13 protein-coding genes are annotated in these 12,523 nt (G+C 71.0%); 5 read left to right on the top strand and 8 right to left on the bottom strand.

The window, feature by feature from the left end; genetic code table 11:
- Nucleotides 1-49: 49 nt before the first annotated feature.
- The gene (locus J8J14_RS16540; RefSeq protein ID WP_245215859.1) at nucleotides 50-457 is read right to left on the bottom strand and encodes a PRC-barrel domain-containing protein; all 408 of its coding nucleotides are present in this window, start codon (nucleotides 455-457) and stop codon (nucleotides 50-52) included.
- A 131-nt stretch (nucleotides 458-588) separates the two neighbouring features.
- Between J8J14_RS16540 and J8J14_RS16535 the strand changes: the two genes are divergently transcribed.
- From J8J14_RS16535 to J8J14_RS16525, 3 genes are all read left to right on the top strand, one after another.
- A complete protein-coding gene (locus tag J8J14_RS16535; protein ID WP_245215858.1) occupies nucleotides 589-1,440 on the top strand; it encodes a UDP-2,3-diacylglucosamine diphosphatase in 852 nt (283 codons plus the stop codon).
- Nucleotides 1,441-1,450: 10 nt separating this feature from the next.
- Nucleotides 1,451-2,458 carry a glycosyltransferase family 4 protein gene (locus J8J14_RS16530; RefSeq protein WP_209380680.1) on the top strand — a complete coding sequence of 336 codons (1,008 nt, stop codon included), beginning with the start codon at nucleotides 1,451-1,453 and terminating at the stop codon, nucleotides 2,456-2,458.
- 393 nt (nucleotides 2,459-2,851) lie between these two features.
- Entirely contained in the window at nucleotides 2,852-4,282 is a 1,431-nt protein-coding gene (locus J8J14_RS16525; protein WP_209380642.1) for a glycosyltransferase family 4 protein, read from the top strand.
- Between the two features lie 43 nt (nucleotides 4,283-4,325).
- On the opposite strand, the gene nhaA is transcribed toward J8J14_RS16525, so the two are convergent.
- The 4 genes from nhaA to J8J14_RS16505 form a co-directional block, all read right to left on the bottom strand.
- Nucleotides 4,326-5,561 carry a Na+/H+ antiporter NhaA gene (nhaA, locus tag J8J14_RS16520; protein WP_209380641.1) on the bottom strand — a complete coding sequence of 412 codons (1,236 nt, stop codon included), beginning with the start codon at nucleotides 5,559-5,561 and terminating at the stop codon, nucleotides 4,326-4,328.
- Nucleotides 5,562-5,684: 123 nt separating this feature from the next.
- Entirely contained in the window at nucleotides 5,685-6,203 is a 519-nt protein-coding gene (locus J8J14_RS16515; RefSeq protein WP_209380640.1) for a hypothetical protein, read from the bottom strand.
- Between the two features lie 35 nt (nucleotides 6,204-6,238).
- On the bottom strand, nucleotides 6,239-6,871 hold the full coding sequence (locus J8J14_RS16510) for a hypothetical protein (protein ID WP_209380639.1): 633 nt from the start codon (nucleotides 6,869-6,871) through the stop codon (nucleotides 6,239-6,241).
- Between the two features lie 223 nt (nucleotides 6,872-7,094).
- A complete protein-coding gene (locus J8J14_RS16505; RefSeq protein ID WP_209380638.1) occupies nucleotides 7,095-8,189 on the bottom strand; it encodes an alkene reductase in 1,095 nt (364 codons plus the stop codon).
- Nucleotides 8,190-8,362: 173 nt separating this feature from the next.
- On the opposite strand from J8J14_RS16505, the gene J8J14_RS16500 reads away from it, so the two are divergent.
- The gene (locus J8J14_RS16500; protein ID WP_209380637.1) at nucleotides 8,363-9,184 is read left to right on the top strand and encodes an alpha/beta fold hydrolase; all 822 of its coding nucleotides are present in this window, start codon (nucleotides 8,363-8,365) and stop codon (nucleotides 9,182-9,184) included.
- Nucleotides 9,185-9,230: 46 nt separating this feature from the next.
- Here J8J14_RS16500 and J8J14_RS16495 read toward each other — a convergent pair whose 3' ends face one another.
- The gene (locus J8J14_RS16495; protein WP_209380636.1) at nucleotides 9,231-9,818 is read right to left on the bottom strand and encodes a hypothetical protein; all 588 of its coding nucleotides are present in this window, start codon (nucleotides 9,816-9,818) and stop codon (nucleotides 9,231-9,233) included.
- 146 nt (nucleotides 9,819-9,964) lie between these two features.
- Here J8J14_RS16495 and J8J14_RS16490 point away from each other — a divergent pair, with 146 nt between their 5' ends.
- Complete coding sequence (locus J8J14_RS16490) at nucleotides 9,965-10,939, top strand: hypothetical protein (protein ID WP_209380635.1); 975 nt, start codon at nucleotides 9,965-9,967, stop codon at nucleotides 10,937-10,939.
- An 86-nt stretch (nucleotides 10,940-11,025) separates the two neighbouring features.
- Here the strand turns inward: J8J14_RS16490 and J8J14_RS16485 are convergent, their stop codons facing one another.
- On the bottom strand, nucleotides 11,026-11,280 hold the full coding sequence (locus J8J14_RS16485) for a DUF3606 domain-containing protein (RefSeq protein WP_209380634.1): 255 nt from the start codon (nucleotides 11,278-11,280) through the stop codon (nucleotides 11,026-11,028).
- Nucleotides 11,281-11,470: 190 nt separating this feature from the next.
- Entirely contained in the window at nucleotides 11,471-12,472 is a 1,002-nt protein-coding gene (locus J8J14_RS16480) for a TerC family protein (protein WP_209380633.1), read from the bottom strand.
- Nucleotides 12,473-12,523: the final 51 nt, after the last annotated feature.

Here is a 12,523-nt window from a genome sequence, read left to right as displayed (position 1 = left end):
GTTGCCCGCCCGTTTTGGGGCGGAATGCGGGCGGGGGGAAGTGGGGCGGTTACGCGACGTCGAGCCAGAAGGGCTGGGCCTTGTAGTAGTCGTAGACGCGGCGGCCATGCGTGTCGCTGAGGTCCACATTCTCGGCGGCGGCGTAGCTGGGGGCGCCTTCGAGCTGCTCGCGGGTGAGGTCCACGACATAGCCGCCCTTGGCGGTGTCATAGGTGAGGACGGACCAGGGAAGGGGGTGGTGGTTCTCGCCCATGCCGAGGAAGCCGCCGAAGGACATGACGGCGAAGGCGACGCGGCCGGAGATCTTGTCGATCATCACGTCCTCGATCGTGCCGAGGCGGTCGCCGGCGCGGTTGTACACGGCGGTGCCCTCGACCTTGTCGGCGGAGATGAGGCGGCGGTTGCTGTCGAGGCCGGCGGGGGTGGGGGTCATGCCGGCGGGGCCGATATCGGACATGGGTTGGTTCTCCCTTGGGGTGTTGCCGGGGAACGTCCGGGGGCGGGTGTGGGTTCAACCCGTGTCGCGCGATGGTCATGCGAGGGTCACGGGGATGTCCCGGCGCGGGGGCTACTCCGCCGGCCATGCAGATGGACGGGGCCGAGATGCACCAATCCAGGGGCGACGGGGCCGGGGCGCGGCGCCGGTACCGGAGCGTTTTCCTTTCGGACGTGCATCTGGGCACGCGGGGATGCCGGGCGGATTTCCTGGCGGATTTCCTCAAGCAGGTGGAGTGCGAGAAGCTCTACCTTGTCGGCGACATCGTGGACGGGTGGCGCCTGCGGAAGTCCTGGTACTGGGACACGCATCATGACGAGGTGATCCGGCTGGTGCTGCGCATGGCGCGGCACGGGACGGAGGTGGTCTATATCCCCGGCAACCATGACGAGATGTTCCGCGACTGGCTGGGGCTGGAGATCGCGGGGGTGCGGCTGGCGGGCGAGGCGGAGCACCTGGCCGCCGATGGGCGGCGGCTGCTGGTGGTGCATGGCGACGCCTTCGACAGCGTGGTGCGCTACGCCAAGTTCATCGCGCTGCTGGGCGACTGGGCCTATGACACGGCGCTGGAGCTGAACCGGCTGTTCAACCTGGCGCGGCGGCGCTTCGGCTATCCCTACTGGTCGCTGAGCCAATGGCTGAAGCGGCAGGTGAAGGGGGCGGTGAAGGCGATCGACCGCTTCGAGGGGGCGCTGGCGCTGGAGGCGCGCAAGCGCGGCTTCGACGGGGTGGTGTGCGGGCATATCCACCACGCCGAGATGCGCCAGATCGACGGCGTGCTCTACATGAATGACGGCGACTGGGTGGAGAGCTGCACGGCGCTGGTGGAGCACGCGGACGGGCGGTTCGAGCTGGTGGACTGGGCGGCGGAGCGGCGGCTTTCCTTCTTCCGCACGCGGCGCGGCGCCGTGCAGCCGGCGCCTGCGCCGCTGCCGGCGGAGTGAGGGTGGGCCGCTGCGCATCCTGATCGTCTCGGATGCCTGGCATCCGCAGGTGAATGGCGTGGTGCGCACCATGGAACAGGTGGTGCAGCACCTTCGCGCGGCGGGGGACGTGGTGGAGGTGCTGGGGCCGGCGGAGTTCCGCTCGGTCCCCACGCCGGGATACCGGGAGATCCGGCTGGCCGTGCTGCCCGGGCGGCGGTTGCGGAAGCTGGCGGAGCGCTTCGCGCCGGATGCGGTGCATATCGCCACCGAGGGGCCGCTGGGCTGGGCGATGCGGCGCATCTGCCTGCGGCGGGGCTGGCCCTTCACCACCTCCTTCCACACGCGCTTTCCCGAATACATGCAGGCCCGCATGGGCGCGCCGCTTTCCTGGAGTTGGGCGGTGATGCGGCGCTTCCATGCACCATCGGCCGCGGTGCTGGCGGCCACGGGATCGCTGGAGCGGGAACTGGGGGAGCGTGGCTTCACGCGCGTGCGCCGATGGTCGCGCGGGGTGGAGTTGGCGCGGTTCCGGCCGGGGCTGCCGGATGCCTTCCCGGGGATGGCGCGGCCGGTCTTCCTCTATGCCGGGCGGGTGGCGGTGGAGAAGAACATCGCGGCCTTCCTCTCGCTGGACCTGCCCGGGACGAAGGTGGTGGTGGGCGATGGGCCCCAGCGCGCGGCGCTGCAGCGGCGCTTTCCCGGGGCGGTGTTCACGGGATACCGCGAGAACGGGGAGCTGGCGGCGGCCTATGCCTCGGCCGATGTGTTCGTCTTTCCCTCCCGCACCGACACCTTCGGGCTGGTGCTGCTGGAGGCGCTGGCGGCGGGAACGCCGGTCGCGGCCTATCCCGTCAGCGGGCCACTGGACGTGATCGGCGATGCGCCGGTGGGAGCGCTGGACGAGGACCTGCGCGCGGCCTGCCTGGCGGCGCTGCCGGTGGACCGGGCGGCGTGCCGCGCGCATGCGGAAGGCTTCTCCTGGGCGGCCTGCGCGGCGCGGTTCCGGGAGGCGCTGGTGCCGCTCGGCGCGGGCTGAGGCGGAGGGGCTGCCACGGATGCGGTGCAGGACGGGGCCCCCATCCCATGGTGCTGCCCTTGCAATTGCCTCCGGTCCTGGACCGGAGGCGCACCGCCAGCCCTATCGCTGAAACCGGTAGAAGAAGATGAGGGAGGTCCAGGAGGGAGAATTCTTTCTCCTTCCTTGGGGCCGCACGCGTCCCGGCTGCATCCCCGACGAGGCGCCCGCCGCGCCCTGGCCGGGCGGGTCCGCCCATGTTACGGGGCGCTTCCTTTGGTATGCGCGCAGGGCGCGGCGGTCAGGATGCCGTGCGGTTGGGCCCTGTCCGAGGAGGTTGTCCTTGATGCCCAGGCTGCCATGCGTGCCCGCGAAGCGCGCCGTTCCCGGGCGGCACGGGGAGAGGAGCTTCGCATGAAACGGGCCGCCATGCGGATGCTGGACCGCGCCTCGCCCTGGCTGGGGCAGCTGCTGCGGGATGTGTACGGGACCTTGCGCGGCGCACGGATGGCGGAGGTGCTGGCCGAGCTGCAGCGGCTGCGCCATGCGGCCGCCATCCGGCCGCAGGACGGGACGGCGCTTCGGCACTCGCTGGCCCGGCTGGCGGAAGGGCCGCGGCGCGGGGGCATCGCGGTGATATCCGTGATGCCGCCGGCGGAGACGGGGATCGCGACCTTCACGCGCGCGAGCTTCCGCCATGCTGGATACCCGGTGGACATCTACGCGCCCTGCTTCTCCTTCGAGGATTACGCGGACCGGCTGCATGATCCCGCGCTGAAGGATTCCCCGGCGCGGGTGTTCGCACTGCAGGCGCTGGCGATGGGGCGGCAGGCGAATGACTATGCCGCGGAGATCTATGTCCTCGGCAATTCGGATCACAACCTGCCGGTCTATGAGGCGCTGCGGCGCAGCCGGGACTTCCCGCCCGCGGGCAGGCTGTGGGTGCATGTGCACGACCCCGGCCTGATGCATCTGCTCGCCCCCGTTGCCGGGCTGCGGGGCGGGTTGGCTCCCATGCTCCGCGCCCATTACGCGGACCGCCTGGGCGGGCTCGACATGGCGCGGGCGCAGCAAGACCCGGGGCTGCTGGCGGAGCGGGGAATCCTGGGCGTGCGCGCCTTGCTGGACGGGCTGCCGATCGATCGCCTGCTGGTGAATTCGGCGGCGGCGCGGGAGCTGCTGCTGGCGGAGATGCCGTCGCTCCGGCCGGAGCAGGTGCTGCAGCTTTTCCACCCTGTCTTCCCGGAGGCGGATGTTGCGCTGACGGCGGCGCCGCGCGCGGGGAGGCCGGTGATCGGCAGCTTCGGCGTTCCTTCCCCGTACAAGCAGACGGAGGTGGTGCTGGAGGCGATGGCGTTGCTGCGGCAGCGCATGCCGGAGGCGGTGCTGCTGCTGGCCGGGTATGGTGCGGGGGACTATGCGCAGCGGATGGGGCTGGATGGGCTGCCCTATCTGCGGGTGGTGGATGCGCCTTCCGACGGGGCGCTGCTCGGGATGATGCGGTCCGTCGATCTCGCGGTGCAGCTTCGCAGCGGGAACCGGGGCGAGAGCTCCGGCGTGGTGCCGCAGCTTCTCGGCTGTGGCACGCCGGTCGTGGTGTCCGCGACCGGGAGCTTCCTGGAATTCGGGGATGCCGTGCGCGCCGTGCCGCCCGGCATCACGGCGGAGGCGCTGGCGGCCGTGATGGCCGAGGAGATCGCGGGCGGGGCGGACCGGCGGGAGGGGATTGCCCGCTACGTGGCTACGCATGGGCCGGAGGTCTTCTGCGCCCGGATCGGAGCGGCGCTGGGGCTTGGGCCGGCGATGCCGGAGGACGTTCCGGCGGGGCTGGGGGCAGGCGGTTAGCACGGCGCCGGGAGGGGCGGGCGCCCCTCCCGGAACAGGCGGTTCAGCCGATGGCGCGGCCTTCCGAGGCTTCCCGGTCCGCGCGGGGGATCGGCGCCTCGCGCGGGGCGATGCGGAGCACCGCCCAGCCGAGGATTCCCGCGAGAATGGAGCCGCCGAGAATGCCGATCTTCACCTCGTCCTGCAGGGCGGGGTCGTTGGCGAAGGCCAGCATCCCGATGAAGAGGCTCATGGTGAAGCCGATGCCGCAGAGGAGCGAGACGCCCAGCAGCTGGGCGCGGGTGGCGCCCATGGGCAGGTCGGCGAAGCCGAGGCGGATGGTGAGCCAGGCCGTGCCGAAGACGCCGAAGAGCTTGCCCAGCAGCAGGCCCAGGGCGACGCCGAGGGTGAGGTGGTCCAGCAGCGCGTCCATGGTGAGGCCGGAGAAGGACACGCCGGCATTGGCGAAGCCGAAGATCGGGATGATGAGGAAGGCCACCCAGTAGTGCAGCCCGTGCTCCAGCCGGTGGAGCGGGGAGTGCTGCATGTCGTCCGGCCGGGCGGGGGCGGGGAAGATGGGAATGGTGAAGGCGAGGAGCACGCCGGCGATGGTGGCGTGGACGCCCGAGCGCAGGACGAAGAACCAGAGCAGCGCGCCGAGCAGCATGTAGGGCAGCAGGCGCGTGACCCCCATGCGGTTCATCGCGAAGAGCGCGGCCAGCACGGCGGCGGCCAGGCCGAGATCCATGGTGGAGAGATCGCCCGTGTAGAAGAGGGCGATGATGATGACGGCGCCGAGGTCGTCGATGATGGCGAGCGCCGTGAGGAACACCTTCAGCGAGGTGGGGACGCGCGGCCCGAGCAGCGCGAGGACACCCAGCGCGAACGCGATGTCGGTGGCGGCGGGGATGGCCCAGCCGCGCAGCGTGTTCGGATCGTTCCAGTTGAAGGCGGCGAAGATGAGCGCGGGCACGACCATGCCGCCGGCGGCGGCGACGCCGGGCAGCACGCGGCGGCTCCAGGTAGCGAGCTGGCCGTCCAGCACCTCGCGCTTGATCTCAAGCCCGACGAGCAGGAAGAAGACGGCCATCAGCCCGTCGTTGATCCAGTGAAGCAGGCTGAGCGGGCCGACATAGGCGTGGAGCGCGGCGTTGTAGGCGCCACCGAGCGGCGAGTTCGCGATGACCAGCGCGAGGGCGGCGGCGGCCATGAGGACGAGGCCGCCGGAGGCCGAGTTGTCCAGGAAGGCCCGGAACATCGAGACGGGGCGGGGGTTGTCGCTCCTCGCGGGCGCGGCCATGCGGTGTTCTCCGGTTCGTGAAGTCGGGCGCCCGGTGAGGGCGATGCGGCGATGGAACAATTCCCGGCGCCGATGGATGCAAGTTGCTGCTTCATCGGCGCCGGGAGGGGAAAGGGGCCGGGATCAGCCGTCCCGGCGGAGCTGGGCGTCACGCACGAATTGCGAGACGCGGCCGATTTCGCGCGGGTCAGTGCGCAGCGTGGGGGCGGTGCTGGGCCTGGCCTGCATGCCGCGGCCGGCGCTGCGGCCCGCGCTGGGATGGTGGCGGCGCTGGTTGGCGCGCTTCATCTCCAGCGCGCGGCGGGCGATCTCGCCCTGGCTGGGGCCGCGATCAAGGTCGTCCAGCCGGGCGATCTGGCGGTTCAGCCGCTTCAGCGCGGCGGCGAAGACCTGCTTCTTGCGGCTGGTGCCGGCCTCGCTGGGGGCGGGGGTGGTGCCGCGTGGCTCGGCCTTGCCGCGCTGCTCGCGCCGGCGGTGGTGGGTGAGGTCGCGGGCCTTGCCATGGTATTCGCGCAGCCGGCGGGCGAGGCTGACCAGCTCCTCCCGCGGCATGTCGCAGATGGCGGGGTAGTGGCTGGCGGCCACGGTCTCGAACTCGGCATCGGTCAGGATGCGGCGCTCCTGCCGGATGGTGTTGGCCATGCGGCTTCTCCTTCTTCTGTTGTGGGTATGGTGGCTCAGGCGGCCCGGAGCCTGCCGCCGCTGGCGGCCGAGCCCCCGGCGGTGTCGAGCCCGAGCAGCTCCTTCGCGCGGGCGAGGGCGGCGTCGAAGCCATGCGCCTCCACGGCGGCGAGGCCGCGCAGCCGGGCGCAGGCGGCCTCGATCGTGTCGCGCTGGGCGAGGACGGCGCGGGTGATCAGCGGCCAGCTGTCCCGGCGCGCGCGGCGGCGGGCGGCGAGGTTGCGCGCCGCCTGCTCCGGCGGGGTGGCCAGGGCGAGGACGTGCAGCCTGTGCCGCTGGGCCAGCAGGGTGGAGCGGATATGCTCCGCGCTCCAGGCCGAGCCCTCCAGCAGCACGTCATGGCCGGCCGCGGCGCCGCCATCGGCGAGGCGGAAGATCGCTTCCGCCCCGCCATGGGAGGCGGGGATGGTGTCGCAGCCGCCGGAGCGGCGCTCGTAATGGCCGAGCACGAGGAGGGGGCGGCCGCCGCATGGGTGGCGGAGCCGGTAGGCGATGGGCTGGTCCCGCCCGGGGCGGTGGATAGGCTGCACCTGGCCGGGGTTGCCCCAGCCATAGGCGGCGAGGATGCGGCGGGCGAGCTCGGTCTTGCCCGAGCCGCCCGTGCCGCGGGGGTTGATGATGAGTCCCAAGATGCTGCGCCCCTGATCGAGGAATCGTGTCTTCGTCGGAGGCCCAGGGACCATCGATCCCGTGCTGTTTGAAGCAAAGAATCCGGGAGCAGCCTGGCTTGTGGCAGGGCTTTTGCTGCCCGGCCCGGGATTGACATGAAAAAGCCCGGCGCTTGGGGGCGCCGGGCTGCATCGGGACGGTGGTGCGGCCGCTTACGCCGCCAGCGCCGGGGCGACTGGCCGCTTACGCCGCCAGCGCCGGATAATCCGTGTAGCCGTGCTCGTCGCCGCCATAGAGGGTCTCGCGGTCCGGGGTGGCGAGCGGGGCGCCGGCCTTCATGCGCTCCACCAGGTCGGGGTTGGCGATGAAGGGGCGGCCGAAGGCGACGAGATCCGCCCGGCCCTCGCGGATGGCGGCGTCGGCCATGGCGAAGTCATAGCCGTTGTTCGCCATGTAGGGGCCGCGGAAGGCGCGGCGGAGGGCCTGGAAGTCGAAGCCCGGCGCCACGTCACGCGGGCCGCCGGTCGCGCCCTCGATCATGTGGAGATAGGCGAGGCCGAAGCGGTTCAGGCCTTCCACCGCATGGCTGAACAGCGGGAAGGGGTCGCTGTCGTTCGAATCATTCGCGGGGGTGACGGGGGAGAGGCGCAGGCCGGTGCGGTCCCCGCCGATGGCCTGGGAGACAGCCTCCACCACCTCGAAGAGGAAGCGGGTGCGGTTCTCGATGCTGCCGCCATAGAGGTCGGTGCGCTTGTTGGCGCCGTTCCGCAGGAACTGGTCGATCAGGTAGCCATTGGCGCCGTGGATCTCCACGCCGTCGAACCCGGCCTGGCGGGCCATGCTGGCGGCATGGGCGAAATCGGCCACGACCTGGCGGATTTCCTCCAGCTCCAGGGCACGGGGCTCCTCATGGGGCTGGAAGCCGGTCTCGGTGAAGGCCTGGCCCTTGGGCGTGACGGCGGAGGGGGCGAGGGGCCGGGCATTGCCGGGCTGCAGCGAGGGGTGGGAGATGCGGCCCACATGCCAGAGCTGGGTGACGATCCTGCCGCCCCTGGCGTGCACCGCCTCGGTCACCGGGCGCCATGCGGCCACCTGCTCCTCGGTGAAGAGGCCGGGGGTGAAGGCGTAGCCCTTGGCGGTCCAGCTGATCTGGGTGGCCTCGGTGATGATGAGGCCGGCGCTGGCGCGCTGGGCGTAGTAGGTGGTGGCGGAGGGGCGGGGGACATCGCCCTTCAGGGCGCGGCTGCGGGTGAGCGGGGCCATGGCCACCCGGTTGGCGAGTTCGATGGCGCCGACCCGGGTGGGCTGGAAGAGCGGGCTGGAAGCGTTGTCGGGCAAGGGGTTGGTCCTTCGGCCTGGGGCCGGGCCCGGGGCCCGGCGGTTGGGGGCCTATCTGGGACCGGGGCGGCAGGATGCGCGGGTGCGGCGCGGCATGGCTGCCATGTGCGCGGCGGCAACCACGGCGGGAGGCGGGCCGTTCAGGCCGGGATTTCCGAGGAGGATCCCGGCCCATGCCCTTCATCACGACCCAGGACGGCGTGGCCCTTCACTACACGGATTGGGGGAGCGGAAGGCCGATCGTGCTGATCCATGGCTGGCCGCTGAGCGGGGCCATGTGGGAGTACCAGGCGGTTCACCTGGCCGAGAACGGGTTCCGGGTGATCACCTATGACCGGCGGGGCTTCGGGGAGAGCGGGAAGCCGTGGTCCGGCTATGACTACGACACGCTGGCGGATGACCTGGCGGTGCTGATGGATGGGCTGGACCTGCAGGGGGCCATGCTGGTCGGGTTTTCGATGGGTGGGGGGGAGGTGGCGCGCTATCTCCGGCGCCATGGCGCCGCGCGGGTGGCGAAGGCGGTACTGGTGAGCGCCGTGACGCCCTTCCTGCTCAAGACGCCGGACCATGCGGAGGGCGTGCCGCGCGAGACCTTCGACGAGATCGTGCAGGGGCTGCGGAACGACCGGCCCTATTTCCTGACGAGCTTCGTGCGGCAGTTCTTCGGCGCGGGGATGCTGAACTTCACGGTGACGGGCGAGATCCTGCAATGGGCGCATGGGCTGGCCATGCAGGCTTCCCCTAAGGCCACGCTGGATTGCGTGCGCGCCTTCTCCGAGACGGATTTCCGGGACGACATGCGGGCCTTCGCCGTGCCGACGCTGGTGATCCACGGTGATGCCGACAACACGGTGCCGGTGGACGTGACCGGGCGTGCGGCGGCGCGGATGATCCTGGGGGCGCGGCTGAACACCTATGGCGGCGCGCCGCACGGGCTGTTCTTCACCGAAAGGCTTCGGCTGGGCGCGGATCTGCTGGATTTCGCGCGGGAGTGAGCGGCCGCCCCGGGAAGGACGGCCGCGGTTGGGAGGCGGCGTTGGTTCAGCGGCCCGTCAGGGGCTGGTAGCCGGCCGGGACGCGGAAGCGCGCGGGGTCCTGGGCCTCATAGGTGACCTGGGTGGCGACATAGCGCGTGCGGGCCCGGGGGCCGCTGCCGGTGACCAGGCGCAGGGGCACGCCATCCGCCGTGATGCAGGCATGTCCGGCCTCCTCCGGGCTGGCGTCTCCCTCCTCCTCGATGCGCCAGATGGTGCAGGGCTGGCCGGCGATGGTGTCGGTGCCCTCCTTCACACGGGTCTGGCGGGGGCGGACGGGGAGGATCTCCTGCGTCATCACCGAGGCCATCCGGCCGAGGTGGTGGAAGCTGCGGTCGGCATCGACCACGGCGGTCACGCTGCCGCTGCGCGTGTCGATCAGATGCGTCACCCGGTTGATCATGGCGCGGCCCTCGGTGCGGATCAGGCCCTCGGAAGGCTTCCAGGCGACGCTGTCGGTGGAGGGGCGGGTGTTCGGCACCTGGTAGGTCACGGCCACGTCGCGCGTGGGCATGGGCAGGGGCTGTTCCTGGGCTGCGGCGGGCCCGGCGGGGGTGAGTGCCAGGACAAGGATGGCGGGCAGGGCATGGCGCATTCGGCGGTCTCCGGTCGGGGCGGGATGCGGGGGCGGCATCCATTCCCCGGCCAGGGCTTAGAGCAGGGCCGGCGGGCTGGCCCCATCCGTTCGGAGGGGACCACTTGGCGCGGCGTCCTCGGCAGCAAACAATACGGGGTATGACGATGGAACGACGCGCCCGTGGCTGGACCCTGCATCGCGGGGGCGGCCGGGCCACCCAGGCCGAGGTGCTGCGAAAGCTGACCCGGGCGATCATGTCCACCTGCCTGTGGGACCCGCAGGAGGAGGGCACGCTCTGGTCGCTGGGGGATATGCGCTTCCTCACCGTGTCCGCGATGCTGCCGGGGGTGGGGGAGGCGGCCTATGCGCAGGTGTTCTCCGCCCCTTATGCGAGCAGCGCGGTGGAGGTGGCCTCCGGCCGCTTCGCGCCGAAGGGCGTGTTCGCGCGCCTGCCGGTGGCGCCGCGCAAGCGGGCGGGCGTGTTCAAGACACTGGGGCTGACGCTGGCGCCGCAGGGGCGGGAGGACTGGTCCAAGGACCTGCCGCCGCTGGACGAGGCGGGCTGTGCCTCCCTCGCGCGCATGGTGATGGAGGCGCTGACCGAGGGATTCGGATGGGACCCCTCGGTGCCGCTGCAGGCTTCGGTGATCCATGAGACCGCGCTGCGGGAGGCGGAGGCTTTCCTGGATGGGCTGCGGCCGATCCATGTGGAGGGGCTGCTGCGCGAGGCCGGGCTGGAGATCGTGGAAGGGGAGCCGGAGGACGAGGACGAGGCCCCCACCTTCCTGGTGCAGCACGGCGCCCCGCTGCCTTTCCAGGTGGAGCTGATGGACCCGGTGGAGGAGGAGGATCCCCCGGCCATGGCCTGGCATTACGGGACGATCATCTTCTCCCTGGCCATCAATGTGGAGGAGGGGGATGCGCTGGCCCTGGCGCTGGCCCTGCACGCGCTGACCCGCTGGGCGCGGGTGGAGCTGCCGGACGACCGGCGCGTGGTGGTTTCGCGGCTGGACGGCGTGGAGGGCGTCACGCCCGAGGGGCTGCGGGCGATGCTGGACCGCTGGCTGGAGGAACTGACGGCCGTGCGCAGCCGGCTGGAGCGTGGGCCGGGCGAGATCGGCGGAGACGAGGAGGATTGAGGATCAGGGGCGGGCCGCCGGGAACGGCGATCCGCCCCGGGGAGAGGCCCGGGCCACGCCGCGCGGCGGCCTCGGGCGTTCCTGCCTCAGGCGTCGTTGCTGTCGGGGGCGCGCACGCTGTCGCGGAGGATGTCCGTGATGCGCGGGCGCCTTGCGGGTGGCCAGGGGCGGCCGAGCACGAAGGCGACATCGGCCGGCTTCGGCCCGGCGTTGCGGACCGCGATGGCGACATCCAGGTCAGAGACGCCGAACAGCTTCGACCAGTTCCGGACCTCGTAGGGGTCGTCCAGGTTGATGCGGTCCCGGCTGGGCGTGGATTCCAGTGAAGGGCCATATGACATGGCACGCCTCCGACAGCCTGTTCTTATCCACAGACATATAGTGACGGAGCGACCTTCGCGGATTAACCGGAGATAGGTGTTTCGTTCTCATTTGCGTGATCGTGCCCGGGTTCCATCCAGGGGACCATGCGCGGGTGAGCGGGGTGCGGCGGCGTGGGGGGCCGGGGCAGTGCCCCAGCCCCCGGCCCGGTCAGCCGCGGGGCTGCTCGGCCATGGGGGGAACCTCCTCCAGGGCCGGGTTGTTGCGGGTCTTCCACAGTGAGAGGACGACGGAGCCCGCGATGATGGAGGCGGTGAGAGCCAGCGCGTATTCCACCGGCACCGCCTTGCCGCCCGCGAACCAGTTGGCGAGCATCTTCGCGCCCACGATCATCAGCACGATCGAGAGGCCGTGCTTCAGGTACTTGAAGCGGTGGATGATGCCGGCGAGCGCGAAATACATGGCGCGCAGGCCGAGGATGGCGAAGACATTCGCGGTATAGACGATGAACGGGTCGGTCGAGACCGCGAAGATGGCGGGGATGCTGTCCAGCGCGAAGAGAAGGTCCGTCAGCTCCACCAGGATCAGCACGAGGGCAAGCGGCGTGACCATGAGCTTGCCCGCCTCCCGCACGGTGAAGGCGTTGCCGCGGAAGCCATCCGTGACCGGCAGGTGGCGGCGCAGCCAGAGGAGGATGGGGCTGTCGGTCGGGTCCGCCTCCTCATCCGCCGCGCGCAGCATCTTCCAGCCGCTCCAGATCAGGAACAGGCCGAAGACGATCATGATCCAGTCGAACTCGCGCATCAGCGCGGTGCCGACGAGGATCATGATGCCGCGCATCACCAGCGCACCGAGGATGCCCCAGAAGAGCACGCGGTGCTGGTAGGCGGCGGGCACGCCGAATTTCGCGAAGAGCAGGATGAAGACGAAGATGTTGTCGACCGAGAGCGACCATTCGATGACGTAGCCTGTCAGGAATTCGAGGCTCTTGGCGCTGCGTTCCTCGGGCGTTGCGCCATAGCTCATGCGGAGCCAGGCAAAGAAGACGAGGGCGAGGGTGATATAGGCGGCCGACTTGATGATGGCGGTCCTCACCGGCACGGGGGCCGGGTCGCCATTGGCGTCCTTTTTCGCGAAGACGCCGAGGTCGAGCAGCAGCAGGCCGAGCACGGCCGCGTTGAACAAAATCCAGAACGACAGTGATGCTTCCACCGGTACGGCTCCTCAAGGAAGGGGGCCCGGCCGGCAGCGAGACGCAGTGGT

It is taken from the genome of Pararoseomonas baculiformis (assembly GCF_017813395.1).
Taxonomy (GTDB): domain Bacteria; phylum Pseudomonadota; class Alphaproteobacteria; order Acetobacterales; family Acetobacteraceae; genus Roseomonas; species Roseomonas baculiformis.
Note: the sequence above shows the minus strand (reverse complement) of the source record. Positions and strands in the feature narration are given on the sequence as shown.

Excerpts from the sequence above, each read along its gene's own strand:
- J8J14_RS16540 (WP_245215859.1), bottom strand. The coding sequence starts at position 457 with ATGTCCGATATCGGCCCCGCCGGCATGACCCCCACCCCCGCCGGCCTC.
- J8J14_RS16535 (WP_245215858.1), top strand. The coding sequence starts at position 589 with ATGGACGGGGCCGAGATGCACCAATCCAGGGGCGACGGGGCCGGGGCG.
- J8J14_RS16525 (WP_209380642.1), top strand. The coding sequence starts at position 2,852 with ATGAAACGGGCCGCCATGCGGATGCTGGACCGCGCCTCGCCCTGGCTG.
- nhaA (WP_209380641.1), bottom strand. The coding sequence starts at position 5,561 with ATGGCCGCGCCCGCGAGGAGCGACAACCCCCGCCCCGTCTCGATGTTC.
- J8J14_RS16515 (WP_209380640.1), bottom strand. The coding sequence starts at position 6,203 with ATGGCCAACACCATCCGGCAGGAGCGCCGCATCCTGACCGATGCCGAG.
- J8J14_RS16500 (WP_209380637.1), top strand. The coding sequence starts at position 8,363 with ATGCCCTTCATCACGACCCAGGACGGCGTGGCCCTTCACTACACGGAT.
- J8J14_RS16495 (WP_209380636.1), bottom strand. The coding sequence starts at position 9,818 with ATGCGCCATGCCCTGCCCGCCATCCTTGTCCTGGCACTCACCCCCGCC.
- J8J14_RS16490 (WP_209380635.1), top strand. The coding sequence starts at position 9,965 with ATGGAACGACGCGCCCGTGGCTGGACCCTGCATCGCGGGGGCGGCCGG.
- J8J14_RS16485 (WP_209380634.1), bottom strand. The coding sequence starts at position 11,280 with ATGTCATATGGCCCTTCACTGGAATCCACGCCCAGCCGGGACCGCATC.